27 protein-coding genes are annotated in these 26,002 nt (G+C 62.5%); 8 read left to right on the top strand and 19 right to left on the bottom strand.

The features are described 5' to 3' along the window. Window positions 1–200 precede the first annotated feature (200 nt). Window positions 201–3,029: a hypothetical protein gene (locus C4K27_RS18360; protein ID WP_084332406.1), complete on the bottom strand. Its 2,829-nt coding sequence runs from the start codon at window positions 3,027–3,029 to the stop codon at window positions 201–203. A 165-nt stretch (window positions 3,030–3,194) separates the two neighbouring features. Next, complete coding sequence (locus C4K27_RS18355) at window positions 3,195–3,659, bottom strand: VOC family protein (RefSeq protein WP_053261628.1); 465 nt, start codon at window positions 3,657–3,659, stop codon at window positions 3,195–3,197. Between the two features lie 165 nt (window positions 3,660–3,824). Between C4K27_RS18355 and C4K27_RS18350 the strand changes: the two genes are divergently transcribed. After that, window positions 3,825–4,847 (top strand): fimbrial protein, encoded by a 1,023-nt coding sequence (locus C4K27_RS18350; protein ID WP_081002304.1) that lies wholly within the window; start codon window positions 3,825–3,827, stop codon window positions 4,845–4,847. 89 nt (window positions 4,848–4,936) lie between these two features. Here the strand turns inward: C4K27_RS18350 and C4K27_RS18345 are convergent, their stop codons facing one another. Further along, window positions 4,937–6,691 (bottom strand): dipeptidase, encoded by a 1,755-nt coding sequence (locus tag C4K27_RS18345; protein WP_053261627.1) that lies wholly within the window; start codon window positions 6,689–6,691, stop codon window positions 4,937–4,939. A 428-nt stretch (window positions 6,692–7,119) separates the two neighbouring features. Here C4K27_RS18345 and C4K27_RS18340 point away from each other — a divergent pair, with 428 nt between their 5' ends. Next, a complete protein-coding gene (locus tag C4K27_RS18340) occupies window positions 7,120–8,136 on the top strand; it encodes a GlxA family transcriptional regulator (protein ID WP_053261626.1) in 1,017 nt (338 codons plus the stop codon). 19 nt (window positions 8,137–8,155) lie between these two features. On the opposite strand, the gene C4K27_RS18335 is transcribed toward C4K27_RS18340, so the two are convergent. The 4 genes from C4K27_RS18335 to C4K27_RS18320 all read right to left on the bottom strand — a co-directional run bounded on the left by C4K27_RS18335 (window position 8,156) and on the right by C4K27_RS18320 (window position 9,966). Continuing rightward, window positions 8,156–8,638 carry a DUF4265 domain-containing protein gene (locus C4K27_RS18335; protein WP_053261625.1) on the bottom strand — a complete coding sequence of 161 codons (483 nt, stop codon included), beginning with the start codon at window positions 8,636–8,638 and terminating at the stop codon, window positions 8,156–8,158. A gap of 101 nt (window positions 8,639–8,739) precedes the next feature. Continuing rightward, a complete protein-coding gene (locus C4K27_RS18330) occupies window positions 8,740–9,120 on the bottom strand; it encodes a c-type cytochrome (protein ID WP_081002303.1) in 381 nt (126 codons plus the stop codon). Between the two features lie 52 nt (window positions 9,121–9,172). After that, complete coding sequence (locus C4K27_RS18325; protein ID WP_307671998.1) at window positions 9,173–9,559, bottom strand: immunity protein Imm33 domain-containing protein; 387 nt, start codon at window positions 9,557–9,559, stop codon at window positions 9,173–9,175. A gap of 17 nt (window positions 9,560–9,576) precedes the next feature. Beyond that, complete coding sequence (locus tag C4K27_RS18320; protein WP_203031577.1) at window positions 9,577–9,966, bottom strand: winged helix-turn-helix transcriptional regulator; 390 nt, start codon at window positions 9,964–9,966, stop codon at window positions 9,577–9,579. Window positions 9,967–10,054: 88 nt separating this feature from the next. Here C4K27_RS18320 and C4K27_RS18315 point away from each other — a divergent pair, with 88 nt between their 5' ends. After that, window positions 10,055–10,459 (top strand): DoxX family protein, encoded by a 405-nt coding sequence (locus C4K27_RS18315; RefSeq protein ID WP_053261623.1) that lies wholly within the window; start codon window positions 10,055–10,057, stop codon window positions 10,457–10,459. Between the two features lie 16 nt (window positions 10,460–10,475). Next, the gene (locus tag C4K27_RS18310; protein WP_053261622.1) at window positions 10,476–11,216 is read left to right on the top strand and encodes an SDR family NAD(P)-dependent oxidoreductase; all 741 of its coding nucleotides are present in this window, start codon (window positions 10,476–10,478) and stop codon (window positions 11,214–11,216) included. Window positions 11,217–11,259: 43 nt separating this feature from the next. On the opposite strand, the gene C4K27_RS18305 is transcribed toward C4K27_RS18310, so the two are convergent. Then, the gene (locus tag C4K27_RS18305; RefSeq protein WP_053261621.1) at window positions 11,260–12,471 is read right to left on the bottom strand and encodes an MFS transporter; all 1,212 of its coding nucleotides are present in this window, start codon (window positions 12,469–12,471) and stop codon (window positions 11,260–11,262) included. Window positions 12,472–12,758: 287 nt separating this feature from the next. Next, a complete protein-coding gene (locus C4K27_RS18300; RefSeq protein WP_053261620.1) occupies window positions 12,759–13,808 on the bottom strand; it encodes an NAD(P)-dependent alcohol dehydrogenase in 1,050 nt (349 codons plus the stop codon). Window positions 13,809–13,975: 167 nt separating this feature from the next. On the opposite strand from C4K27_RS18300, the gene C4K27_RS18295 reads away from it, so the two are divergent. After that, window positions 13,976–14,884, top strand: a complete 909-nt coding sequence (locus tag C4K27_RS18295) for an AraC family transcriptional regulator (RefSeq protein ID WP_053261619.1) — start codon at window positions 13,976–13,978, stop codon at window positions 14,882–14,884. Between the two features lie 133 nt (window positions 14,885–15,017). Here C4K27_RS18295 and C4K27_RS18290 read toward each other — a convergent pair whose 3' ends face one another. Genes C4K27_RS18290 through C4K27_RS18280 form a run of 3 tightly spaced genes read right to left on the bottom strand, consistent with a single transcriptional unit; the run spans window position 15,018 to window position 17,669 of the window. Next, complete coding sequence (locus C4K27_RS18290; RefSeq protein WP_053261618.1) at window positions 15,018–15,854, bottom strand: SDR family NAD(P)-dependent oxidoreductase; 837 nt, start codon at window positions 15,852–15,854, stop codon at window positions 15,018–15,020. Further along, window positions 15,851–16,744, bottom strand: a complete 894-nt coding sequence (locus C4K27_RS18285) for an SDR family NAD(P)-dependent oxidoreductase (RefSeq protein ID WP_053261617.1) — start codon at window positions 16,742–16,744, stop codon at window positions 15,851–15,853. The genes C4K27_RS18290 and C4K27_RS18285 overlap by 4 nt, the downstream gene beginning before the upstream one ends. Before the next feature lie 4 nt (window positions 16,745–16,748). Beyond that, entirely contained in the window at window positions 16,749–17,669 is a 921-nt protein-coding gene (locus C4K27_RS18280; protein WP_053261630.1) for an alpha/beta hydrolase, read from the bottom strand. A 133-nt stretch (window positions 17,670–17,802) separates the two neighbouring features. Between C4K27_RS18280 and C4K27_RS18275 the strand changes: the two genes are divergently transcribed. Then, on the top strand, window positions 17,803–18,819 hold the full coding sequence (locus tag C4K27_RS18275) for an AraC family transcriptional regulator (protein ID WP_053261616.1): 1,017 nt from the start codon (window positions 17,803–17,805) through the stop codon (window positions 18,817–18,819). A gap of 162 nt (window positions 18,820–18,981) precedes the next feature. Here the strand turns inward: C4K27_RS18275 and C4K27_RS18270 are convergent, their stop codons facing one another. From C4K27_RS18270 to C4K27_RS18260, 3 genes are all read right to left on the bottom strand, one after another. Continuing rightward, window positions 18,982–19,527, bottom strand: a complete 546-nt coding sequence (locus C4K27_RS18270) for a histidine phosphatase family protein (RefSeq protein ID WP_173613351.1) — start codon at window positions 19,525–19,527, stop codon at window positions 18,982–18,984. 173 nt (window positions 19,528–19,700) lie between these two features. Further along, a complete protein-coding gene (locus tag C4K27_RS18265; protein ID WP_053261614.1) occupies window positions 19,701–20,753 on the bottom strand; it encodes an SDR family oxidoreductase in 1,053 nt (350 codons plus the stop codon). A 3-nt stretch (window positions 20,754–20,756) separates the two neighbouring features. Then, entirely contained in the window at window positions 20,757–21,176 is a 420-nt protein-coding gene (locus C4K27_RS18260) for an ester cyclase (RefSeq protein ID WP_053261613.1), read from the bottom strand. 116 nt (window positions 21,177–21,292) lie between these two features. On the opposite strand from C4K27_RS18260, the gene C4K27_RS18255 reads away from it, so the two are divergent. Beyond that, complete coding sequence (locus C4K27_RS18255; RefSeq protein ID WP_053261612.1) at window positions 21,293–22,195, top strand: LysR family transcriptional regulator; 903 nt, start codon at window positions 21,293–21,295, stop codon at window positions 22,193–22,195. 76 nt (window positions 22,196–22,271) lie between these two features. On the opposite strand, the gene C4K27_RS18250 is transcribed toward C4K27_RS18255, so the two are convergent. Then, on the bottom strand, window positions 22,272–23,036 hold the full coding sequence (locus tag C4K27_RS18250) for a tetratricopeptide repeat protein (RefSeq protein ID WP_053261629.1): 765 nt from the start codon (window positions 23,034–23,036) through the stop codon (window positions 22,272–22,274). Between the two features lie 201 nt (window positions 23,037–23,237). Here C4K27_RS18250 and C4K27_RS18245 point away from each other — a divergent pair, with 201 nt between their 5' ends. Continuing rightward, entirely contained in the window at window positions 23,238–23,738 is a 501-nt protein-coding gene (locus C4K27_RS18245) for a GNAT family N-acetyltransferase (protein WP_053261611.1), read from the top strand. Window positions 23,739–23,822: 84 nt separating this feature from the next. On the opposite strand, the gene C4K27_RS18240 is transcribed toward C4K27_RS18245, so the two are convergent. The 3 genes from C4K27_RS18240 to C4K27_RS31260 all read right to left on the bottom strand — a co-directional run bounded on the left by C4K27_RS18240 (window position 23,823) and on the right by C4K27_RS31260 (window position 25,995). Then, window positions 23,823–24,494 carry a class I SAM-dependent methyltransferase gene (locus tag C4K27_RS18240; RefSeq protein ID WP_053261610.1) on the bottom strand — a complete coding sequence of 224 codons (672 nt, stop codon included), beginning with the start codon at window positions 24,492–24,494 and terminating at the stop codon, window positions 23,823–23,825. Window positions 24,495–24,595: 101 nt separating this feature from the next. Next, entirely contained in the window at window positions 24,596–25,579 is a 984-nt protein-coding gene (locus C4K27_RS18235; protein WP_053261609.1) for a TerC family protein, read from the bottom strand. A gap of 239 nt (window positions 25,580–25,818) precedes the next feature. Continuing rightward, window positions 25,819–25,995 carry a hypothetical protein gene (locus C4K27_RS31260; RefSeq protein ID WP_155500343.1) on the bottom strand — a complete coding sequence of 59 codons (177 nt, stop codon included), beginning with the start codon at window positions 25,993–25,995 and terminating at the stop codon, window positions 25,819–25,821. Window positions 25,996–26,002 lie beyond the last annotated feature (7 nt).

Here is a 26,002-nt window from a genome sequence, read left to right as displayed (position 1 = left end):
GGATGCACAGGAAGTTGCGCATTGGCCGATACTCCCAGGCGGCCTGGGAGTTTCAGCCTATCTGGGAGGGAAACGGGGGGAGGCGAAGGTGCCGGTCCATGACGAGCTCTTCAAACCTTGTGCCGCTTGAGCGTTCGGCGCGGCAAAAAAAGCGAGGGTGGTTTCCAGGCCACCCTCGCACGGGTTTGATGCGCCAGGTTTCAGACGCTGGCCATCACAATGTCGGTATTGAGCAGGTCGACCCCGAGCAGGGTGATGGTCGTCAGTTGTCCGCCGGTCTCGGCAATCGTCACGATGCTGTCGTTGCTGGCATTGTCGATCGACTGCACAGTGGCGCCCGCGTCACCAATGAGCACCACCGCATCGCGCTGGCCTGCGCCCGCATCGAAGCCTGTGACCTGATACTGGTTCTCGACCACCGACAGATCGATGTTGAAGGCATCCCGTTCACCGGCGGTGCCCACCAGCCTGAAATCGAAGGCCTGGTCGCTCGGGTCGTTGGCGAACAGGTTGGCGTCGAACGCGCTGGTTGCGGTATCCCCATCCTTGTCCGTCGTCGTGGCGTTGAACGACAGCTGGATATCGTTGGCCAGGCTCTGGGTCTCCTTGATGAACTGGATCACCGGGATCTTGACCGTGCCCAGTCCCATCGTCAGCTGGACGGCATCGATCAGATGGCTGCCGTCCCACTGGACGGTGAAGGATTTCTGGCCACCCGCCTCTGCGTGCAGGTCGGCGGCCTGCACCTTGATGGGCGCGCCCGAGGTCGTGCCGTTGTCGTAGTAGATCGTGTAGTACAGCTCTTCGGTGGCCGGGTTGTAGCCCTGCACCGAATTGTCGATAAAGATCTTCATGCTGGTCAACAAGGTCTCGGGGTTGACCACGAAACTCTCGTCGCCGGCATTGATGCCGGCGGTGGTGTTGCCCTCCAGGTTGTTGTTGGCGATGCCGATGCCCGAAGTGCTGACGTTCATGGCCGCCGAGCCGATGAACGACGGCAGGGGGTTGGTCTGCAACTGCGCTTCGGTAGGGTCGGGCGCGCCGAGCCCGATACCGGTCAGGATGCTGTTATCGCCGGTCTGCGGTGCCAGTGGATTGGCGGCGAAGAACACTACATCCTCGCTGCCTATCATCAGCGTGCGCACCGGGTCCGGACCGCCGGCAGCCAGCGAGCCGTCGGCACTGCTGAGGACGATGGTCGAACGGAAGCCTTCCTCCAGGTCCAGGGCATAGGTGCCGTTGGCGTAGGCGCTCAGGGTGTAATGGACAGTGGTATCGGCGGTTGCCGCGTTGTTGTCGAAGTCACCGGTCAGGGTGCCGGCGAACTGGTAGGCGCCATTGCCATCCGGCGAAGGCGACTGCTCGACCAGCGTACCGGTGCCGATGGTGGTGGTGTTGTCCGGCCGGACCAGGGTGAACTGGTCGTTCACCAGCGAGATGTCCAGGCCGTTGGCATCCAGCCCGTCGGCGCCGGCCGCCATGTTCCAGTAGCCTTGTTGCGGCAGTTGGGTACCGGTGCCGATCAGGTTGCCGAAGGCCAGGGTCGGTCCATCGTCCTCGAAGATCATCTGCGAGCCGATTTCGGCGGTCGTGGTGGAGGCCTGGCGCAGGGTGAAGCCACCGATATCGAAGTCGGCGTGGGTATTGCCCTTGGCGTCAAGCGCCGCGCCGTTCTCGATCAGTACGCGGTTGTGGTCCGCGGCCGTGGTGTATTCGATCTGGTAGCCGGCCTTGACGCCGGTGATGGTGGCCACGCCGCCATCGAAGCTGATGAGGATGCTCGTGTCATTCACCGAGCCGTCCGAGTTTTCGATCACTTGTCCCGTGGCGATGTTGATCACGCGAACATTGGTAATGGCCACCAACGTATCGTTCGCATAGCCATTGACGAAACTCGCACCACTTTCAACCGCGGTGTTGAAGGCACTGATCTTGACCACCGCACTCTTGCCGCTTTGCAGCTGCACGATATCGAAATTGGCCGCCTTGGCATTAAACATTGCGGTGAAGTCGATGTTGGCTTCGAGATCGGCTTCGTTCTGATCCAGGTTGGGAATGGTCATGTCCTGCCGGGCGCCGGTGACGAAGGTAAAACGAATGCCTTCCTGTTCCGTGATCATCTGGCTATTGGTGCCGAAGGTGGTCGGGCCACCGGCCTGGCTGGTGTTGATGGTGTCGCCGGTGCTGATGTTGACGCCCGATGACTGGTCGGCGGGGTCCTTGCCGGTGGCGATGATCGTCGGGTCGCTGATCCGCAATACGCCGCCGTCGTCGACCACCGTCGGGCTGGCCTTGGTGAACATCAGGAACAGGTTCTGCCCGGAAGGCGCATTGGCCAGGTTGAACGTCAGGTCCTGGCTGGCGCCGATAAACACCTTGTCCAGCAGATTGAGGGCATCGTCCGGGTTGTTGGCGTCTGTGTGCTTGAGCGGTTGGTATTCCACGGTCCAGATCTTGCCGCCCGACAGCGGCGAGCCGGTTTCCTCGATATAGGCGGCGAATACGATCGCCCCGTCAGGGCCTCCGGCCCGGCCCAGCAGGATGTTGTTGTCGGTATCGGTATACAGAAGGATGTCGATGCCATCGAGGGTATCCAGCCCGCTGTCCAGGCCATTGAGCGCCGCGCCAAAGCTGTCGGTGAAGCTGATATCGACATTGATCGCGCCGGGCGCCAGGTTGAGGGTGAAGGCATTGCTTCCGGTGTCGCCCAGGGCACCGGTGTAGCCACTCAGGGCGGCGTCCGTCGCGGTACCCGCGCCAAGGGCGGTCAGCCGGGTGGCGAAGGCCGAGGGCAGGGCGGCCAGCAGGATGTCATTGTCGTCGGCGTCCCCCGTTGGGTCTGGCGTGGCCGTGGCGTTCTGCAACCCGCTGGTTTCATCCAGCGCAACGTTGGTTCCGGTCGCTACCACGAGCGGAGCGCCATCCGCCAGGGCGGGGATGGTCAGTGTGTCGTTGCTGGGGAAGACGGGGTACAGATCGGAAGAGGTATCGGCGGTCAGGTCGTTCGTGGGGGATTGGGGTGTGGTCATGACAGGCTCCTAGGCAGTTCCAGTCGTTGGGGCCGCACCTGGGCCCCTCTGCTGGCAGATGTCACAACTATGGGGATGCGCAGGAGGTTGCGCATTGGCCGATACTCCCAGACGGCCTGGGAGTTTCAGCCTATGCGGCAGGAGAAACGCGAAAGCGCTGGCGCCTTACCTGTCCTCGGCGAATGCTTCCTCGATGAAGGCCTCCAGCTCCGCCTCTTCAAGCAGCTCGATGGAGAAATGCCCGAAGCGTTTCGGTAGCCAGAGGATGCGTGTGCCGCTGGGGGACTGGAGGTTGTCGCGCGACAGGGGGGTGCCGTTCTCGTCTTCCGGCTGGACCCCTGCGGCCAGCAACTCGTCGTAGGCGGCCTCGATGTCCGGAGTGCTATAGCAGTGACGGTAGATCGTGCCTTCGCCGTTGCTATCCATCAGCGCCTTGAGATTTCCGGCAAAGGGTTGCACCAGCATCAGCCGTTCCGTGCCAAACCTGACGATCGCATAACGCACATGCAGGCCGTCGCGCTGCCAATCCAGGGTCCTGGAAATCCTTGCGCCGAAGACCCGGGCGTAATACGCACACGCTTGCTCGAGGTCTTTGACGAGCACATCCACGTGGCTGAACTTTAATTTCAATGGCTTCTCCTGACGAACAAGGCAGCAGGGTGCTGCACCGATTATGAGAATCCTCTGATTCAACCCCGCCATTGTCGAGCCTAGACTGCCGCCCTCACGCTTATTTCCACCAAGGGAAGCTGCAACGCCACTCTGAACTCGTATCGAGGGGAAACATTTTTGAAAATGCTACGACAAGCGGGGCTGCTTGCTTTGGTTCTGGGGGGCATCATGGGAACTTCTGCCTACGCAGCGGATTATTGCGACAAGACTGAGTATGGCTCACCGAACAATCCTTCGATCATTGCCAGCCTTCCAACCATTACCACCTTGAAGTACGCCCCCATGGGCGGGGTAATGGCGTCCTACGACGTAACGGTCGGACGCCGTTCTGGAGGATGGTCATGGTGCAGTAAGTCTCAATGGGGATTGACCGAAGTGGTTACCAACCTTGTATCAAGAGGCAGTCCAGGGCTTTACGACTCTGGTGTGCCTGGGGTCGGCATTCGCATTGGGCACCTTTCCTCCATTAGCTGGTACACCCCCAGTTATCCACCTTTTGCCTATACCGGAATAAGAGATGGGATCATCCTCTATTTTTTCGATAGAGTGAGAATAGATTTTGTGCGTACAGGTATAGGTGTCGGAAAGGGAGATATGCCTTCCTTCAACTACAAGACCAGTTTTTTTATTGACACCAGCTATACCAATCCGATGCGAGCGGTTTATGCCATCGAAGGCACGGGCCTTAAAACCAAGTTCGAACATAATGCCTTCTTCACCACTTGCCATACCCCCAAGAGCAGTACCGAAATCAATATGGGGCGTCCCGCGATAGAGCAGCTGAAACGCGGGTCGGTTCTGGAGCAGCCCTTCGCTCTGGATGTCGTTTGCGAAGGCCTCAATCCCACGGTCAAGCCACCGGTGAAGGTTTATTTCGAGGGCAACTCCGTGCGGGATGGCGTGCTGAATCTGAACGGTGTCGGACAGCCTGGCATCGCCAAAGGCGTTGCCATCTCGCTGTCCAGCGACAAAAACGTGGCACTGCCATTCAGCAAAGCCAAGGCGGTGGCCCTGGATTGGCAAGCCAGCGGCCCTGGCAACGAGAGATACCGCTTTGCCGCCAAGGCACGCTACGTCACTACAGGCGCAGAAATCGTCGCCGGCAAAGCCGATGCAACGCTGACCTATGTACTGGAATACAACTGATCGCGTCTCCCACCCCGGGATGCACAAAAAAGCCACTCGATCAGTGGCTTTTTTTGTGCCTATCAGCCGCGTTGCCGCAGCGCATCGACTCAGAGTTTCGGCAACTGGCCGATGCGCCCGAACATCTCGGTGACGATCTGCAGGTCCAGCTGGAACTGCTCGACGGTCTTGAACTCGTTGTCGTTGTGGCCGGTGTACTTGACCTCGGGACGGGCCAGGCCGAATTGCACGCCGTTGGGCAGTTCATGCACCGAGGTGGCGCCGGCGGAGGTGCCGAACTCGTGCTTCATGCCAAGGTTTTCGCTGGCCACCGCCAGCAGTGCCTTGACCCATTCACCCTCGGGGTTGCGGTACATCGGCTCGGCGATCGAATAGTCGAAGTTCACCGCGACCTGGTTGTGCTTGCTCCAGGCGGCCAGCTTGTCGGCAATTTCCTTTTTCAACACCTCCGGGGTCTTGCCCTTGGGCACGCGCAGGTTGACCGCCAGCTTGAAGGCTTTTTCGTCCTGGCCGACATAGGTCAGGGAGGTGGTCAGCGGGCCCATGAAGTCATCGGCGAAACCCACTCCCAGCGTGTTGCCCAGGTAGTCCAGGCCCCAGTTGTCGGCGGCATAACGTGCCGCGTCGGTGATCGGGTTGTGCTTGAGCGCGACCTTGCCGTCGAGGCCGTTGATGAAGTCGAGCATGCGCGCCACCGGGTTGACCCCGGACTCGGGCTCGGAGGAGTGGGCGGACACGCCGGTGACCGTCAGCTTGACGTCCTTGCCTTCGACCTTGGCGGCCACGCTGAAGTCGCCGCCGTGGGCCTTGGCGTATTCGGCGCCGGCCTTCTGCAGGCTGGCGGCGAGTTCCGCGGGCTGGTCGGTCACCAGGGTGGCGACCGAGGCGCCGGGGATCTGGTTGGTGGCCAGGCCGCCGGTCATCGAGACGATTTCTGCGCCTTTGCCCTCGGCGGCACGCCGGGGGAAGCTGGCCATGACGGTGCCGTAGCCTTTCTCGGCGATCACCACCGGGTAGCCGCCGTCCAGCGCCAGGTTGTAGTTGGGCGTCGGGTTGCGTTCGAAGTAGTAGGGAATCGCGTCGCCGCTGGTTTCCTCGGTGGTGTCCACCAGCAGCTTGAAGTTGCGCGCCAGGGGCAGCTTCTCTTCCTTAATGATCTTCATGGCGTACAGGGCCACGACTATGCCGTTCTTGTCGTCCTCGGTGCCGCGGCCGTACATGCGGTCGCCGACCAGGGTGACCTTGAACGGGTCGAGCCTGGTGCCGTCCTGCAGCACCCAGTTCTCCGGCGTCACCGGCACCACGTCGGCATGGGCGTGGATGCCCACCACTTCTTTGCCGCTGCCTTCCAGGGAGATCTCGTAGACACGGTTATCGATGTTGCGAAAGTTCAGGTCGAAGGCCTTGGCCAGGCCCTTGATCTTGTCGGCGATCTTGAGGAACTCAGGGTTCTCGTGCTGCGGCACGCCATCGACGCGCACGGTGGGGATCGCCACCAGTTCGCGCAGGGTTTCGGTGGCGGCCTTGCCGTACTTCACCCGCGCATAGAGGCCCAGCAGGCGATGGATCTCGTTCTGCTGCTCGGCGGAAAGCGTCTTGTTGTCGAGGAAGGCATTGATGGCCGGGCCGAGGTTGGCTTCTTTGATCACCTCGCTCTTGGCCGCCTCATTTTTGCTCAAGGTGCCGAGAAACTGGCGGAAATCCGTGACCGAGGCATCGGCAAAGCGCTTGAGAATCGCCGCGTTCTGCTGTGGGGTGATGTTGGCGTGGGCGGCGGTGGTGAAGGCTGACAGGCTGGCCAGCACCAGGGTGGCCGCGGCCAGTTGCTTGAGGGAGAAATCCATTGCGGGAGGCGTTCCTTGCAGATTGTTAGGAAATATCTGACCTCCCAACCTAACACCACAAGGGAAGGGTACGGGAGCCCCCGAAGTGGGATCTGTCGCACAGAAATGCAAAAGCGGCGCAGAAACGAAAAAAAACGGCGCCGGGGCGCCTGGCAGATCGGCTGCTTTTTAGCCGGCACGCAAGGCTCAAACTCGAGGCTTGGCGGCCGTTTTTTTAAGGCCGCGCCCTGGACGATATTTTCTGCCCCTGTGGGCCTGCGGGGCAGTAGAATCCCGTCGCCCGGTAACGCCTGCGAGGTTGACACGGCAGGCCACGGCGGCGTTGTTGGCGCTGGCGTCCGGGCAGGTTTCTTGGTGTGGGCAGTGCCGGGTTTCTCCGGTGATTTACACTGAAACCGCATTGGGTCGGGTAAGACAGGCGAGGGCGTATGGCGGTTGAACGACGGGATTTCAGTGGCGGCATGAAGGGCAAGAACCTGCGTTACCTGGAAGAGGCGCGGGTGGCGCCCGCGGCGCATGCGCGGGCGGGCTTCCTGCTGCTCGAGCACTTCTCGTTGCCGGCCTTCACCCAGGCCCTGGATACCATCGTCACCGCCAACCTGCTGCGTCCCGCCTTGTTCTCCTCAACGACTTTTGGCTTGCAGGACGGCGAGGTCACCAGCGACCTCGGTCTGGTGATCCGCCCCGATGCGCGCCTGACCGCGGCGGCGCTCAAGGACCTCGATCTGCTGGTGATCTGCGGCGGCTATCGCACGGAGCTCAAGGCCGATCCCCAGTTGAGCAGTCTGCTGAAAACCGCCGCCGAGCAGGGCATCGCCTTGGCCGGGTTGTGGAACGGGGCCTGGTTCCTCGGCGTCGCGGGGCTGCTCGAAGGCTACCGCTGTGCGATCCACCCGGAGCATCGTCCGGCGCTGGCGGAGATTTCCAAGGTCACCCATGTCACCAGCGAGGCCTTTGTGGTGGACCGCGACCGGCTCACGGCGTCCAGTCCCGCCGGCGCCTTCCATATGGCCCTGGAGTGGATCAAGGGGCTGCACGGCAAGGCGCTGGTCGAGGGCATCGAGGACATCCTGTCGTTCGAGGAGTCCCGCTACCGGCGCATCAAGCCGACGATGCATGTGTCGTTGAGCGCGCCCTTGCGCGAGGTGGTCAACCTGATGGACGCCAACCTCGAGGAACCGCTGCAAATGGACCAGCTGGCGGAGTATGCCGGGCGTTCCCGGCGGCAGATCGAGCGCTTGTTCAAGGAGCAGTTGGGCACCACCCCGCAGCGCTACTACCTGGAATTGCGCATCACCGAAGCGCGTCGATTGCTGCAGCACACCGAACTGTCCCAGGTCGAGGTGCTGGTGGCCTGCGGCTTCGTCTCGCCGAGCCATTTCAGCAAGTGCTACAGCTCGTATTTCGGCTATCGGCCGTCGAAGGAAAAACGCCTGGTGAAATGATCGCGGGCGTCAGTATCTATCAGCTTTCGAGCCACCAATATAAAAGTGTTTCATCCTCGTCATCATCCAGGTTTTTATAGATGTTGGAGTAGTACCACTGAATCCCTGTTCTATCTCGGAACTTGTTAAAGAAGTCGTTGATCTTCTCCAGCCCATTGCGCGCCGGAACCGCGAATGACAGGTTCCCCTCAAATACACCGTCCAGGGTTCCACCCAGCTCGCAGGCCACGGCGTTTTCCAGCCAGGCTATTTCTTCTTGAGGAATAGCGTCCGCATAGATCTGGATGCAGAAGTTTCCACCTCGTTTCAGGACGACGGCAGGTGCTTCTCTGTCTTTGATTGAAACAATATCTCCTCGTGCCAGGTTCAGCGCGATACCAGGAGAGGAGAGCAACTCGTAAATATCCTGGTCAATCTTGCGAGCAGGCAGCTCTTCAAAAAACGGGCCGTCATCATCCGTTACATAAACTTGAATCAGAACAGGTGCTTCTTTAGTGTCCATGCACTGCTCCATGATTGTTCCACTCAGCCTGCTGTTTTGTAGGAGGGTAAATCAATATTGTTCATTGGCGATGTGCTCGTGAGAGGGCGACTGGCCGAGGATCATCGATTTTTTGAAATCACACTGTTCATGTATTGGTTTAAATCCCGCAGGTCCTTAATGCTCCAGGCGTGCGGTGGTATCTTTACGCCATTCTCTCGCAAGGTTCTTGGAATCAGGTCGCCATTTGGGCGAAGTATTATCGATGACACGATAACACCCGGATAATCATTGAGCCGTTTCTTGAAAACGGGGGTTGTAAGGTCAGGTGTTGGAGGGGTGCTTTTACTGGCCAGTGGTCCGGTTCCTTTGATATCGGCTCCGTGGCACACGGCACATCGCTGCGAATAGAGGTTTTTCCCATTGTTATCCGCGAAGGACAGTGATGTTTGAGTGAGCGATAGAACGCCTAGCGAAGCGATGAGCAATACCTTTACTTTCATTTTCCATACGTCCTTGTTGTGTCAATCAGCCTGAATCGAGGGCAAACGCTTTTCAGCCTTCCATCCAGACATCTTCGTAGCCTTGGTTATCGATGATGAACCTGGCGCCAGCGGGCAGACAGAGGTAATTCAGCACCTGTGGCAGCATTTCACCGAGATGCTCAGTGTGAACCGCTTGATAAAAATCATCAGCGCTCGAATGTTCTCCGCAGTGAATAAACCAACTGACATTCCCCCCTTCCGGCAGCGAAATGCGTGCGCCATAAATAGGTGACTTGCCCAGCGTGGCAATCGCGATGGCGACCATTTCGTCTGGAGGAAGTATGGGTAGTCCGTATTTTTTACAGATGTCTTTTTGCATATTAAGCAGCTCCTCAGGGTACTTCGATCCGGCGAACGGTACACCCATCCCCAAATCACCTTCCAGCCAGCGCGGCATGGCCCGGTCGACCCGGCTTAAAGCTTCTTGGCCTTGCGCCCGCGCGGCTTGGATTTTACCGGCACGCTGTCGCCATATTCGCTCCACCAGATGGCCAGCGCCTCCATCGTCGGCCCCAGCGCACGGGCCTTGGCGGTGATCTCGTATTCGACCCGTGGCGGCACTTCGGCGAATACCGTGCGCGACACCAGGCCGTCGCTTTCCAGCTCGCGAAGCTGCGCGGTCAGCATGTGCTGGGTGATGCCGCTAATGGCTTTTCGCAACTCGCCGAAGCGGTAGATCCGCTGATTGAGCAACCACATGATTTCCAGCTTCCACTTGCCTGAGAGCAGGGCGAATGCCCGGCGCATTTCCTCATGCATGTTGACTGCGGCGTTGTCATTAGTCTGCTTTTCCATACTAACCATCACTTTTTCATCCTACTTGTGGCTTTTCATGTTAGGCGACATCTTTGCCCCACGTCGACGCAACCACCCTCACCCAGGAAGAAAACTCATGATCGAACACGCTTCATATTGGCTCAGCACCACGCTGTTGTCGGTGCTCTATGTGACCTCCGCGACGCTGTACGTGGTCAAGCGGGACTGGGTTCGCCAGACCCTCGTCGACCTCGGTTATCCCACCTATCTGGTGGCGGGCCTGATCGTGGTGAAGGTGCTGGCGGTGCTGGCCATTGTCTCGCGCTTCAGCGTGGCGCTGAGCGACCTCGCGTATGCCGGGATGCTTTATCACCTGCTGCTGTCGGCGGTGGCGCACCTGGGGGTGCGCAAGCCTCGCGGCGCATTGCCGGCGGCGGTGTGCCTGGTGCTGCTGGGCGTTTCCTTCCTGACGCAGAACGCCGCTCGCGAACTGCCATCGCCCTATGGCCAGTTCCCGGCGGCACACCTGGCAACTCTCTGACCCATTGGAGAACAACATGGCTCGACTCAACGGAAAAATTGCCATCGTCACCGGCGCCAGCCGTGGCATCGGCCGCGCCACCGCGAAGCTGTTCGCGGCAGAAGGCGCCAGGGTGGCGGTGCTTTCGCGCACCGCCGAACATATCGATCGCGTGGTCGCCGATATCCAGGCCGCGGGCGGCACCGCGCTGGGCGTGGCCTGCGATATCGCCGATCCCGCCCAGATCGACGCTGCCGTGGAGCAGGTGGTGGCGGCCTATGGCGGCATCGACATCCTCGTCAACAACGCTTTCGATCCCATGGCGGTCTCGTCGTCGGTCCTCGAACTGTCGGTCGAGCAGTTGCAGCGCAATTTCGAGATGGGGCCGATCGCCTATCTGCGGACGATGCAAGCCTGCCATCCTTACCTCAAGGCGAGCGGGGCGGGCAGGGTGATCAACTTTGCCTCGCTGGCCGGGGTCCTCGGCATGGCCGGCTACGGCCCCTACAACATGGCCAAGGAAGCGGTGCGCGCCTTGACCCGCTCGGCGGCGCGCGAGTGGGGGGCGGACGGGATCACCGTGAACAACGTCCTGCCGGTGGCGGACACCTGGGGCGCGGCCGATGGGCCGCCCCCGAGCAACGCGCTGGCCCGCCATGGCTCGCCGGAGGAAGACATCGCCCCGGTGGTGCTGTTCCTCGCCAGCAAGGATGGGCAGTACCTCACCGGCTACAGCCTGACGCCTGACGGCGGCCAGATCATCGACAGCGCGCGCTGACACCCGGCCCTGTGCTGTCGGTTGGGTTAACGCCCATCACCGCTCACGCCGCCACGTTCGCTGCCACGAAAGGCTTGCGCATGGCGGCGCGGGCGGCCAGTACCGCCAGCACGGCGGCTACCACCAGCAGTGCCGCGCTCAGTTCGAAGGTCGCCCGATAACCGCTCAGGTCGAAGGCCAGGCCGCCCACCGTGGCGCCCGCGGCAATCGCCAGCTGGACGATCGCCACCATCAGTCCGCCGCCGGCTTCCGCATCGTCCGGCAGCGCCCGGGTCAGCCAGGTCCACCAGGCGACCGGAGCGGCGGTCGCCACCAGGCCCCAGAGGCCCAGCAAGACCGTGGTGACCGACACCGAGGCGCCAAACGCCACCAGGGCCATGGCGATCGCCGCCATCATCAGCGGGATGATGATCAGCGTGCGATACAGGGCGCTTTTCAGGAAGGTTTCGATCAGGAAGGTGCCCGCCAGGCCGGCCAGGCCGATCACCAGCAACATCAGCGACAGGGTGGTGACACTGACCTGGGTGACCGTCTCCAGGAAGGGCCGCAGGTAGGTGAACAGCATGAACTGGCCCATGAAAAACAGGCTGACCGCGAGCATGCCCAGGGCCACCGGCGTTCTTTTCATCAGGCTGAAGACATTGCCGGTGCCGGCGGCTGGCTGCGCTTTCAGGGAGGGCAGGCTGACCAGCAGCCAGACGGCGGCGAGGGCGGCCACCGGCACCACGCAGAAGAACGCCCCGCGCCAGCCGATCAGGGAACCCAGGAAGCTGCCCAGGGGCGCCGCGATCACGGTCGCCAGGGCATTGCCGCCATTGACGATGGCCAGGGCGCGCGGCACCTGATCTTCGGGTACCAGGCGCATGGCTGTGGCCGCCGACAACGACCAGAAACCGCCGATGGCCACGCCGATCAGCGCACGACCGGCCATGAAGGTCAAGTAGTCCGGGGCGAACGCCACCACGGTTCCGGAGACGATCATCAGCAGGGTCAGGGACAGCAGCAGCCGCTTGCGCTCGACCCGGGCCGCCACCGAGGCGATCGCCAGGCTGGTGAACAGGGCAAACAGCCCGGAGACGGAAATACCCTGGCCGGCTTGCCCCTCGCTGACCTGCAGATCGGCCGCGATCGGGGTCAGCAGGCTGACCGGCATGAACTCGGAGGCCACCAGGGCAAAGGCGGCGAGGGCCATGGCCAGCACGGCGCCCCAGGTGTGTCGGGGTTCGGGCGATTCGGCGTGAGAAGTAGCGGTCATGGCGACAGGTTTCCTGTGTGGCTGGAAGCATTCGAGCTGACCGCCGGGCGTTGCCGGCCGGGTCTTGCGGACGCTTCGATGCATAAATGGGTGCACGCCGCCGGTGGAAGACCGGGCAGGCGCGTGAATGGCGATCGGGGCCGGCCCGGTGCTGGAGCGGCTCCGGTCGCGGCAGAAGGAAAACGCGACACCGGATTCGGTGCCGCGAAGCGAAGGGGGCCCAAGCCGGGCACCCAACGGACTACCAGAGGTTGTTCTGCATGAGCGGGATCAGGCGCTTGCCGCGCTCAGCCCGCCAGGGTGGCGTTGTCGATGACGAAGCGGTACTTGACGTCGCCCTTGAGCATGCGTTCGTAGGACTCATTGATCTGGTCCGCGCGCACCAGCTCGATGTCGGCGACGATGCCGTGCTCGGCACAGAAATCGAGCATCTCCTGGGTCTCGGCAATGCCGCCGATCATCGAGCCGGCGAGGGTCCGGCGTTTCATGATCAGGTTGAACACATTGGGCGAGGCATGCGGGGTCGCCGGGGCGCCCACCAGGGTCATGCCGCCGTCGCGCTTGAGCAGCACCAGGAACGCGTCGAGATCGTGGGGCGCGGCCACGGTGTTGAGGATCAGGTCGAAGCTCTTGGCGTGGGCGACCATTTCCTCGGCGTTGCGCGACACCACCACTTCGTCGGCGCCCAGCTGGCGGGCGGCCTCGCGCTTGGAGTCGGAGGTGGTGAACGCCACCACATGCGCGCCCAGGGCATGGGCCAGCTTGATGCCCATGTGGCCCAGGCCACCGATGCCGACCACGCCGACTTTCTTGCCGGGCCCGACCTTCCAGTGGCGCAGCGGCGAATAGGTGGTGATGCCCGCGCACAGCAGCGGCGCGACGGCGGCCAGCTGTTCCTCGGGGTGGCGGATGCGCAGCACGTAGCGTTCGTGGACCACGATCTGTTGCGAATAGCCGCCCAGGGTCCAGCCCGGGGCGTCCGGCGTCGGGAAGTTATAGGTGCCGATCATGCCGTCGCAGTAGTTCTCCAGGCCATCCTCGCAGTCGGCGCAGTGCTTGCAGCTGTCGACGATGCAGCCGATGCCGACCAGGTCGCCCGGGCGGAAGCCGTGCACATGGGCGCCGACCGCCGCGACCCGGCCGACGATCTCGTGGCCGGGCACGCAGGGAAACTGCGTGCCATGCCACTCGGCGCGCACCTGGTGCAGGTCCGAGTGGCAAATGCCGCAGAAGGCGATATCGATCTGCACGTCATGGGCGCCGGGGGCACGACGGGTAATCTGCAGTGGTTCCAGAGGTTGGTCGCCCGCATGGGCGCCATAGGCGTTGACTAACATTGCACACTCCATCCTGCGTTACGTTGGATGGCCATTTTCCCGGGCAGGTGCAGGCGGCCAGTAGTGCATTTCGCTGGAATTCTTGCCTGATTCTCTGGTCTTTGGTTTTTTCGGTAGGAGCGGCACCGGGGCCGGGTTAACGTCTGGCAAGGAGGGTCCATACCGACATGACACGCCCACACGACACCCGCGCCCAGGCGCCCCAGGAAACCCTCGCGCGCCTCATTGGCGCCTGGATCAAACACTCGGGAGACTGCTCGACAGCGATCCCCGGTCTTGGCTTCTTTCGCCGCGAGATCCCTTCGCCGCCCTCCGTGTGCATGGTCGAGCCGAGCATCGTCCTCGTCGCCCAGGGAGCAAAACAACTGTGGGTCGGCGGCGAAGCCTACCCGTACGACCCTTCGCGCTTCCTCGTGACCTCACTGGACCTGCCGGCCAATTCGCAGGTGACGACGGCCAGCCTGGAGCAACCCTGCCTTGGGCTGGGCTTCAAGCTCGACCCGCGCATGCTGGCGGAGCTGGCCGCCCAGGGCGGGCTGCTGCAACCTCGCGATCGAGGCACAGGCAAGGGCGTGGGCATCGGCACCGCGACGCCGGCCATGCTGGCCTCGTTCGTGCGCCTGCTGGAGTTGCTGGACGAGCCCGAAGCCATCCCGGTGCTGGCGCCGCTGATCCAGCGCGAGATCCACTACCGCTTGCTGCTGAGCGACCAGTCGGCGCGGCTGCGGCAGATTGCCTCCGTCGACGGCCAGGGCCACCGCATCGCCAGGGCCATCGACTGGCTGAAACTGAATTACACCGCGCAACTGCGGGTCGACGAACTCGCCGCCCGGGTACAGATGAGCACGCCGACCTTTCACCACCACTTCCGCCAACTCACCGCCATGAGCCCCTTGCAATACCAGAAATGGCTACGCCTGACCGAAGCCAAACGCCTGATGATGAACGAACACCTGGACGTCTCCAGCGCCGCCTTCAAGGTCGGCTACGAAAGCCCCTCGCAGTTCAGTCGGGAGTACAGCCGGCTGTTTGGCGCAGCGCCCAGGCGGGATATTGCGCAGTTGCGGGGGGTGTAGGGGAGGGGGTGAGTGGGAGGTGCTGGGGCTTGCGGGATTTGATTACGCCCTCAATTGAATGTCCGCGGTTTCTAATAGGAGACCGCGAACACCCCAAAAGCGGTCATTCGTTCAGGCCGCTGCCCAGATCTCACTAGGTCTTGCCTTCATCGCTGAGCCTTACCGCTTCGGCGACTTTTCTGGCGTCGAAACCGATCCACTCGATAAGCCGGCGCATCAAGCCTGGGGCTTTCGCCACCAGCCCCAGGCTGCGTGGCACCGTCACCAGGTCATGCCGCTGCTCGATGCACTCCACCAGGGCGGCTACCACCTGCTCCAGCGCGACGAACTGCCAGATCCCCTGATGGTTGTTCCAGACCAGGGTAGAAGACGGCCCATCGATGACTGCCTCCATCATCGGCGTCTGGAAGAAGGTCGGGTGGAGCGAGCCAACGCCCACGCCGTGCTGACGAAGCTCCAGGCGCAAACTGTCACACAGTGCCCAGACTCCGGCCTTACTGGCGGTGTAGGCCGTGTTCAACGGCGAATGGACGAAAGCCGCCATGGACGAGATGGCCAGTAGATAGCCCTGGCGCGCCTTCACATGGGGTAGTGCAGCGCGGAAGGTGCGCGCCACGCCGTTGAGGTTGATATCGATGACCCGGTCAAACGTGGCGGGGTCGATGTACTCCAGGGCGACTACCGAGCTGACGCCAGCACCGGCGACCACCACATCAATTCCGCCGAAGTGTCGCGCGGCCTCCTTCAGCGCCGTTTCCAGACTCTCAATCGAGCGCACGTTGGCCACCCAGCCGGCAGCGACATCAGGCCCGCCCAGGGCAGCAGCCATGGCGTTCAGGCTATCCAGATCGAGATCCAGCAAGACCAGCTTCGCGCCTTTGTCGCGCAGAGCTTGCACGGCGGCCCTGCCGAGGCCACCGGTGGCACCGGTGATGGCGATGACGCGGTCGTTCAGCGAGTAGCTTTTCATGGGTGAACCTTAAGCAAGTAGTGGGCATCAACCTGGGGCTGGGTGCGAACGGTTTCTTCTTCCAACTGGTGGAGCAACCGTTGCAGGCGGGCATGGCGTGCCAGATGCCAGTCGGTGAAAACGTTGAACAGGCCGCGCATCAGGGAGATGGGCGCCCAGCGAGCCGGTACAACAATGCGCGGCTGGCGCTTTTGCAGCCCGCGCACCACGCCACGTGCCACCTTTTCCGGCGCAATCGCTCGGTGCAGGAAGGCCGGCAATAGGGTCTCGTTCATCTGGGTGGCGATGGCGTTGCCACCGAAGGCAACCTTGGCGATGGCGGTCGCCGTCCAGCCGGGATAGAGCACGCTGGCGCTGGCCCCGGTCGCACTCAGCTCGGCGCGCAGCGAGCGTGCCAGCGACTCCACCGCTGCTTTGCTCGCGGCATAGGGCGCGTTGGCCATGCCGTTCAAGTAGGCATAGGTAGACGACGTGACCAGCACCTGGCCCCGGTTGCGTACGACCTCCGGCAGTGCGGCGCGCATCGTGTGCCACACACCAAACAGATCCACCTCAATGATGCGGCGGAACTCCGCTTCGTCGCAGGTGCGTAGGGTCGCAGGTACGCCCCGCCAGGAGATGCCGGCATTGGCGAAGGCCACATCGAGACGGTCGAAGCGCTCGACTGCCTGGCGTACCACCGCCTTCGCCGCCTCGGCGTCGGTGACGTCGAACGCCAGCGGCAACACGCGTTGGCTGTTGAACTCCTGGGCCAGCTTGTCCACCGCGTCCTGCGAGGTATCGGTCAGCACCAGGCTGGCGCCCCGCGCATACAGTTCGCGTGCACTGGCGGCACCGATGCCGCCAGCCGCGCCGGTGATCAGAACCACTTTGCCTTGAAGGTCGTACATATTCTTATCTCTTCGTTGGGATGCTTGGCACGTTGCGCTTGAGAAAGTCGAGTTGATCACCCACCACCTGCTCGAAGGCTTCGCCCACATAAATATCGAAGTGCCCATGGGCATAGCGCTTGATCTCATGACGTGGCGCGCGCCGGGCATGACGCAGCGTCTGCTTCGCCGGTGCCACGCTGTCGGGATCGCACACGCAGAACAGCACGGGGGCCTGGATACGAGGTGTACTGCGCCCGGGGTAGTAGCGAATGATGTCCAGGGCAAAGCGCGCGGCGGCCTCTTTACGGATACGCGCACCTGACGGGATCAGCCCGTTATAGCCGCTCCAGGCATCCGGCGAAGTCATGAATGCCGTATCGCCAGGTCGACCGGCGAGCGGAACCAGAATGGGTTTGGCGCCGAACCACGAACCGATTCGGTCGGCCAGGGCCATTAAGGTGAGGCGAAGAGATACCAGGGGCTTGATGGCAAGACTAGAGCTCAGACCGTCGGTGAAGGGACATTGTGAGATGACAGCGGCCACACCGGCATCGCCGGCCGCGGTGGCCAGCACATGTCCGCCACCGAACGAGGTGCCCCAGATAACGATACGCTCCGGGTTCACATCCGCGAGTCGACGGGCGTGAGCTATCGCGGCTTTCCAGTCTTCGAGTTGGCGGTTGATATCCAGCAGTTGGCGTGGCTCACCCTCGCTGTCGCCGAAGTGGCGATAGTCGAACACCAGGCAGGCGTGGCCGGCGGCGGCGAAGCGTTCGGCAAAGGCAGGCAAACGCATCTTGCGCGTCCCGCCAAGTCCATGTGCCATCACTACCACCGGGAAAGGTCCGGCACCCAGTGGGCGGTAAAAATCGGCAACGCAACGCGAGCCGTTGGAGAAGAACTGGATTGTCGCTGGTGCCAGAAGATCGGTGATCGTGTTCATGAACGGCATCCGCTGGAATGGCTGGAGTGCCGTCATTCTCGGCAGCTGCCGGTAGGAAGGCTTGACGGTATCCGACGACTCGCTTGACACTTTGCGCCAAACAACAAAAGGCAAAGCCACCCAAGGAGGCCCGATGAGCCAGCCTTTGTATAGGCGCGTGGTGCCCGAGACCTACGTGCAACTGCTCTATGAATACCTGGAGGCGCTCGGTCACGAGCCCGAGTCGGTGCTTGGTCAGCCCTGGCCCACACCTGCCCAGGAGGGTGTCGGCGGCGTTGACGTGGAATGCTGGGATCGCCTGCTGGTGACAGCGACGCAAGTGCTAGGCGATCCGCTGTTGGGCCTGCACCTCGGTCAAACCATCAGCGCTCGGCATATCGGTGTGCTCGGATCGGTGCTGCTGGCCTGCGGTAATCTCGGTACGGCTCTGCAACGCCTGGAGCGCTACATTCGCTTGGTGTACGACGTCATTCCCATGACTCGCCGCGACGGCGACGGCTGGTTCGAACTGGTCTGGGATGTCAGCCAGTACCAGCCAGGCCCCTTGGTGAACGAAACCGGTATGGTTGCCATAGTGCAGTTCTGCCGTGCCCTGGTGCGCGGCACCGCCAACCCGTTGCGGATCGATTTCAATCATCCCGGTCCCCTCGACACCAGCCCGTATGAAGCCTTCTTCGGCTGCCCGGTACGCTTCGGTCAAGCCGAGGCGGTCCTGCGTTTCTCCGCGCAACTGCTCGAACTGCCCTTCAAGAGCCCCGACCCGGCGCTGGTCTCCCTGTTGGAACAACATGCGGATCGCCTGTTGGCCCAGTTGCCACAACAGGATGAATTCGTGGCACAGCTGCGCAAGGCCATCACCCATGCCTTGCGCGAAGGTGAGCCGAGCATCGAGCGGATTAGCCCTCAACTGGGCACCTCGTCACGCACGCTACAGCGCCGTCTGAAAGAGGCCGGCACCAGCTTTCGCGATGAGCTGAACCTGGTCCGCCACGAACTGGCGCTGTCGTACCTGCGCGATCCACGCCTGCAAATCGTGGATATCGCCATGCTGCTGGGCTATTCGGAGCACAGCGCCTTCACTCGCGCCTTCAAGGAGTGGAGCGGAAGGTCGCCCCATGAGACCAGGCAACTTAACTCGGAGAAATACTGAGCGAGAGTCGAGCGCCTCACCGGGCAGGAGCGACGCTGGATCATCGACTACTGCCGTTACCGGCTGGGCATCGACACCGCGTTGACTCGCCAGGAGGAGGTGGAAACCTGTGGGAAAAAATAGCCATGGATTGAACGCCCGGAATGCTCCGCCGGCCACCACCTAACCCCCACCATACCGATACACCGTCGCACTCCAATAGTGGCTGCCGCCATTAGGTGTCTGGCGAGTCCATCCCTGTGCCTTCAGTTGCCTGGCGATCAGTCGGTTCATGAAGCCATGGCCGAGCAGCAGAACCGGTCCAGTGCTGGTGAGGGCTTGAAGGCGTTGCGCGGCGGTGCTGGCGCGGGTCCTTGCGGTGGCGGCGGATTCGACGCTGGGCGAGTAACCGCACAACCACAGGACCCGAAGGATAAATGCCCAGGTAAACGGCGATAGCCGTGGCCGTTTCCAGCGTCCGTAAGGCAGTTGCGCTTCACTGAAAAACGCGTCGACCAGGGCGGGTTTCAGGCCCAGCGCCTGGACAGAGGTCAGCGCCCGCGGCGCGTTGCTGGAGACAATCATCCTGGCGGTGGCGGCGAGTTGCAGGCTGGCCTGCGGGACGGGTTGTTGGGTGATTTCGCAGCGGTTGTAGTGTTCGATCCAGCCCTTCATATCGAGCGCGGACAGTTTGTCGGTGGCGGCCAGCTTTGGCTGGCCGTGGCGCATCAGGATGATTTCCCTGTTCACAGTCTTTTACGTCCTTGAGGAGAGTGTGGAGAGGGTACGCGAAGCGCGTTCGCGGGCACTCGAAGTATCTCTCGGGTACAGGCGCGAAACCGCAGCAAGGCGAGGCGAGACCAGCGGCTTTGGGGCTCGAGGGTCACGCCATCGGCAACAAGTCAGTCTTCGGCCATGGCGCGGGTGTGTCTTGCACCCTGGGTTTCAAACCAGTCGCGGTCGCGGTACCACGCCACGGTGTCGGTGATCGTCAGCTCCAGCGCTCGAAAGTTCAGGCCCAGTTCTTGTGCGCTCTTGCGGTGGTTGAAACGGCTGCGATCCTTCTCCCGTACCAGCAGGCGCAGGGTGGCCATGCTCAGCAGGATGGGTTTGCCGGTCAGGCGCGCGTAGACCTCTTGCATCGCCGCCAGGGTGTAGAGAAGGGGCAGCGGCACGTAGCGAGCAGGGGTCTTGACCCCCGCGATACGCCCGAGTACAGGCATCAGCTCGGCCATGGTCATATGCCGGCCCGCCGCCAGATAGCGTTCACCGCTGCGCCCGTGCCTGGCCGCGGCAATCTGCGCCAAGGCCACATCGCGGGCATCGACGACGGAAAAGCTGCCGGGGATCAGCCCGGGCAACTTGCCGTGCAGGACATCGTTGACCAACTGCCCCGAGGAGGTCGGGCCCAGGTCGCCAGGGCCCCACATCCAGCCCGGCAGGACCATGCAGGCCTGCATCTTGGGATGGGCCTCGAGGAACGCCAGGACGGCACGGTCGGCGAGGATCTTGCTGCGGTAGTAGCCATCCGCGTTGGCGTCGGCGCGCAGGCAGGTCTCATCGATGGAGCTGCCAGGCGCGCCGTCGAGCACGGCAATCGAGGACGTATGGATGAACCGGCGGATACCGGCGCGGTAGGCCTGCTCGAGCAGTTCCCGGGTGCCGATGACATTGATCTTTTCCAGTTCCTGCCAGTGGCTGCCGCCCTTGTAGTTGTCGCGAAAGAACGCCGCGGTGTGAAACACCGTATCGCAGCCTCCCAGGGCCGCGGCGAAGGCCTCGACATCGCCCATGTCGCCAACGACCAGTTCCACGCCCGACAGGTTCTTGAACTGCTGTTCACCCTTGGCCCTCGAGCGCACCAGGGCCTTGACCGCGCAGCCACGCGCGAGCAATTCACGCACCAGGTTGTTGCCCAGCAAACCGGTGGCGCCAGTCACGAATGCACGACGCATGGTTCAACCCTCACTCGGTTCGGCTGACGGCATCAACACCGCGCTGTCGAAGAACACCTCTTGATGGATGGCCAACCCGTCCTTGAAGGTGAAGTGTGCGGCGTAGTGCACGGCAATAAAGCGTCCATGGGGCGCAAGCACCCGGTCCGGCAGCACCAGGGGCGCTGCAAAGGTGCCGCTCAGCATGGCCGTCAGCGCCAGACGATCGGCCCCGACGGCGAACGGGTTGAAGATCACGTGGGCATCGGGGAAGGCTTCGAACAACGCGGTTTCTCGTTGGCGCATGGCCTCGCGGCCCACTTGTATCCCCATGCCATCGAGGTAGGTGAAGTTTTCGCTCACCAGCGCCAGCAGCGCCTCCACATCGCGGCGGTTGAAGGCATTGGCGGCGTGTTGCGCATAGTCGTTGGGGCCAATCGGCATACAGTCCATTCCAGTCGTTTCCAGGGCCTGTAGATATACCGTCGAGCCCCCTCTCGAAAAACAGCGACTCCTGCATAATGGCTTTGCATATATGCAAACCAGGGAGCAGATGAAACATGGTGTCGGAAGCGAATTGGGACGATCTTCGCCTGTTGTTGGCCGTCTCGCGGCGTGGCAGTTTTCTGCAGGCGGGCCAGTTGCTGGGGATCGCGGCGTCTACCGTGTCCCGTCGGTTGACCCAGCTTGAGGAGGCCCTGGGCGAGCCGCTCGTCGAACGCGGTGTCGAAGGATGCCGGTTGACCTCGCGGGGCCAGTCCCTGGTGGAAGTCGCCCAGGCGGCGGAAGCGGGCTTGAGGCGGCAAACCGTGACTGGTATGTCCGCGCTGGACAGCGAGCTGTCGGGCAGTGTCCTGGTCAGTGCGGGGGAGGGTTTTGCGTCGTGCGTGCTGGAAGCTGCGAGTCGTTTCACCGCGCTTCACCCGCGTTGCACGGTGGAATTGCTGGTGGCCGCCGACTTTCACAAGATCGTGCGCGGCGTGGCCGACATCGCGGTGCGCACCGCGCACCTGGGCGAGCCGTCATTGATTTATCGACCCATGGGCCGGCTCGCCTACGGGGTCTTCGCCGCTGCGGATTATCTGCGGCGGTTTCCACAGGTGACGCCGGCCACGGCCGTCAATATCGGCCTGCTGCCGCCGCTGGACATGCTGCCGCAAGTGCGCGCGGCCAAGGCCGCCGGCCTGGAGCGCGCGCAGATCAGCGTGAACTCGTTCGCCCTGCAGCTGGACGCGGTGCGGCGTGGCCTGGGGGTGGCGGTACTGCCGCGTGTTCTGGCGCAGGACCTGGTCGGCTTGTTCCCGCAGCTCCAGCTTCCTGATATGGAGGTCTACCTGGTGACCCGGCCACAGGCCTTGAAGCAGGCTCATATCAGCTGTTTCTTTGCCATTCTGCAGCAGGTGCTGTTCGAAGCCCTGGCCCTGGAGAAGGTTGAAGGTGATGCCTTGGGGGGCGAGGCCTGAGGTGTGAAGCGATCCCGATTTTCCTGTGTGTCATGCATGATCGGCAGAGAGCGGTCAGAAGCAGGTACTCGGAAACTCAACCCTGCACCAGGTAGGCTCCGGACGGAACCCGATCGCGCAGCTTCTTGCATTTGCCGGGTTTGGGCTGATGCCCCGGCGGACGATCGGGAAACCAGATTCGACATTTACCTGGAGGCGGCCGATGGCCACGGGGAATTTCAATCTCCTCGTACCTGGGGGCTGGCTCGGCGGAAGTCATTCGCAGTTGCCCTTCGGGACTTGGCCTGTCACCCGTCGGCCAGTTCGCTGTGTTCTCCGCCGCTTCGCGAGTGAGGGGCTCAGGGCGGCGTTCAGTGTCCGGCGTGGGCTGCTCAGCCGCGACAGTTTCTGCTTCACGGCGCCTTTTAACCTCTTCTTCCAGGCCCTCCCGTACTGCAACCAGACGCTCGTCGGCGTTGGGTGGGGTATTCGACGCCAGGGCCTTCTGCGCTGCCTGGATCAATTGGAGGTTGCGATTGCGTAACGCGAGGTTGCGACCAACCCGCATGTTGGAGCGCGTCGCCAGCGCTTCAGCCTGCTGATACTGCCCTTGCTGAAGGCGCAACACACCGAGGTAGTGCAGCGTCGCGGGATTGTTCGGCTGGATATGCAGGGCACGCTCCAGCGTGGCAGCGGCCCGGTCCAACTGGCCATCTGCATACTGCTGCGAGGCGGATTCAATCAGGGTTGTTGAAGCGTTGTTGCTTTGCTGAGAGGCTTTGCGCTCGGCCGCAACCGAACAATGCGACGCGGCTGCGCAGAGCGCCAGGATCAGACCCGGCAGAAAACTCTTGGTTGGCATCAGGGGGCAGACTCGGTTGATCATCGACGGCACTGGCGTAAAGCAGGCCTTCAGCGCTGCTCGGCTGGGGTTTGTTCAGTGTCCCGTCATGACCGATGAAGGGGCTCCTATCGACCTGGCCCGTACCCTGAAGTTCCTGCAGGAACGGCCAACAGGTGGGCAAGTCCTTGCAGTTACCCATGAAAAAAAGCAGAGGTGTGTATGCCGCCATTCAAAATGCGCGAGCTAAGCCGTACCGATACGCAAGCGCTGCTGGCGTTCGAAACCCGGAACCGTGAGTGGTTCGAATCCCATATCGAGGCGCGCGCCCCGGCCTTTTATTCGTTGCAGGGCGTCGCCGAGCATATCGAGGGCTATCTGGCCGCTTTCGCGGCCGGCACCTGGCACCCCTGGGTGATCGAGGATTGCAGCGGAAACATCATCGGTCGCGCCAACCTGAAAAACATCGATACCGCGCAGCGCTCCGCCGAAGTCGGCTATCGGATTGCCCAAAGCGCCTGCGGCCAGGGGCTTGCGACACAGGCGCTGCGGCAACTGATCGAGCAAGCGCGGACGCGCTGGCAACTGACGCAGCTGGTGGCTTATGTCTACCCGGAAAATCTCGGCTCGACCAAGGTCGTGGAACGCTGCGGGTTCTTGCCGGAGCAGCCCGCAGAAGACGGCAAGGCGGGAGCCGAGCGCCGGTTCGTTCTCCCGATCTAGATAAGGGTTGTGGCCCTTTACCGCACTCGCGACTCTGACTGCAGGCCTGTAACCGCTACGTCGCGTCAGTCAGCCGGATAGCGCTTATCCGCGCCGCTCGGCCACCAACAGCAACGACTGTGGCACCGGGCTTTGTGGGTGCTGCGGTTCGTGCAGGCTGGCGAGCTGGAAGCCGGCCATGTCCAGGGCGTTGAGCCAGCTGGACAGGGTGCGGAAGTACCAGGGCATGGGTTGCCACTGGCCCTTGAGCCCGGCGAAGGTCTCTTCGCGCCAGCCATCCTGGTAGTCGCCGGCCGCGGCGCTCCAGGGGTGCAGGGTCTGGATCGCCAGCGCGCCGCCCGGGGCGAGCAGGGCGTGCATGGCGGCCAGCAGCGGGATGATGTCCTGGTGCAGCAGGGCGAAGTTGGCGCAGATCAGCTCGTAGTCGCGGCCGATGTCTACTTGCGCTTCCGCCAGCGCTGCATAGCTGGCCACATGCACCGTTGCCGAGCCCGCCGCCCGCGCCGCCTCCACCAGGGCCGCATCGCCATCCACCCCGACCGCCTCGATGCCCCGTTGCGCCAGGGCGCGCAACAGCCAGCCTTCGCCGCACCCCAGGTCGAGCACGCGCTCGGGCTGACGGCCCAGCACCGCCAGCAGGATCGCCTGGTCGGTGACCTCGACGCGGCTTTGAATGGCGCCGCCGCGGATGGCGTCGATCCAGGCCTGGGCGTTGTACTGCCAGCTGTGCAGCAGGGTGGATTCGGGAGTGGGCATGTCGGTGTCCAGCGTCAGTGGTGGAGGCTACGGGGTCGCTAGCGCTGACGTTAGCAGGCAGGGCGCCCGGGTCCAATACGTCGTTCGCCGCTCAGGCGCTTCTAGAGGATGCGCATCCGGTCCTCGTCAGGCGATTTGTTGCGACTGGTGATCAGGCTCAGCAGCACCGAAGCCAGAATGATTCCGCCGACAGTGGCCAGCGACCATTCCACCGGCATGTGCAGCCAGGGCATCAGCGTCATCTTGCTGCCGATGAACACCAGCACGATCGCCAGGCCGTACTTGAGCAGGTGGAAGCGCTCGGCCATGTCGGCCAGCAGGAAGTACAGGGCGCGCAGGCCCATGATCGCGAAAATGTTCGAGGTGAACACAATGAACGGGTCGGTGGTGATGGCGAAGATCGCCGGGATGCTGTCGACCGCGAACATCAGGTCACTGGCCTCGATCAGCACCAGCACCAGGAACATCGGCGTGGCCCAGCGCCGACCGTCCTGCTTGACGAAAAAATGCTCGTCATGAAAGCCGCTGGTGATCCGCAGATGGCCCTGTATCCAGCGCAACAGGGGGTTCCTGGCGAGGTCGGGCTGCCGATGGGCGAACAGCAGCATCTTGATCCCGGTGATGATCAGGAACACGCCGAACGCATACAGCAGCCACGCGAACTGCGACACCAGCCACACACCGGCGAAAATCATCGCTGCGCGCATCACGATCGCCCCGAGCACACCGTACAGCAACACCCGGCGCTGCAACTCCGGCGGCACGGCAAAGTAGCCGAAAATCATCACGAAGATGAACATATTGTCGATCGACAGCGACTGCTCGATCAGATAGCCGGTGAGGAATTCCAGGGTCTTGCGTTGGGCGATCTCAGGCCCGAACTCACCCTGCAGATACCACCAGAGCAATCCCGCGAAGGCCAGCGCCAGCGTGGACCAGGCAATCACCCAGCACGACGCTTCGCGTACCGATACACGATGGGCCTTGCGCCCGCCGAGGACAAACAGGTCCAAGGCCAGCATGGCCAGAACGAAGGCGATGAAGGCGAACCACATCCAGGGTTCGCCGATGTGCAGGGACTGCATGCCGTTCTCCCGGTCCGGGCGTGTGCTGGAGCCAACGGTTCATGCTAGTGGGGAGATCGCGGTGAAGAAAAATCGATTATTCCTCACCCATGGTTCGTTATTTACGAAGTGTCGCTGAAGGTTCTCCCGCGAGTTTCCTTCGGTTACCCCTAGTCAGCAAAAAAAGGTCACTCCAGCCCTACGTTGTGGTGACCGGAGGGGACACGGGAAAATCGGGCCCAGCTCGGAGGGCCTTTGCCTCAGTGAGCGCCAGCCGCCTTGTTCAAGTCGCTTTCGGCCCATTCGGTATAGACGCAGGCGTCGGCTGCCACCTGCTGCTGTCCAGCGCTCTTCAGAACAATCTGAATCTCCATTCCCTCATTTTTTGCGAGACCAAGATCGTGCATTGTGGCGGCTTGAATCGGCAGGGTCTTCAAGGGCGAC

It is taken from the genome of Pseudomonas chlororaphis subsp. chlororaphis (assembly GCF_003945765.1).
Taxonomy (GTDB): domain Bacteria; phylum Pseudomonadota; class Gammaproteobacteria; order Pseudomonadales; family Pseudomonadaceae; genus Aquipseudomonas; species Aquipseudomonas chlororaphis.
Note: the sequence above shows the minus strand (reverse complement) of the source record. Positions and strands in the feature narration are given on the sequence as shown.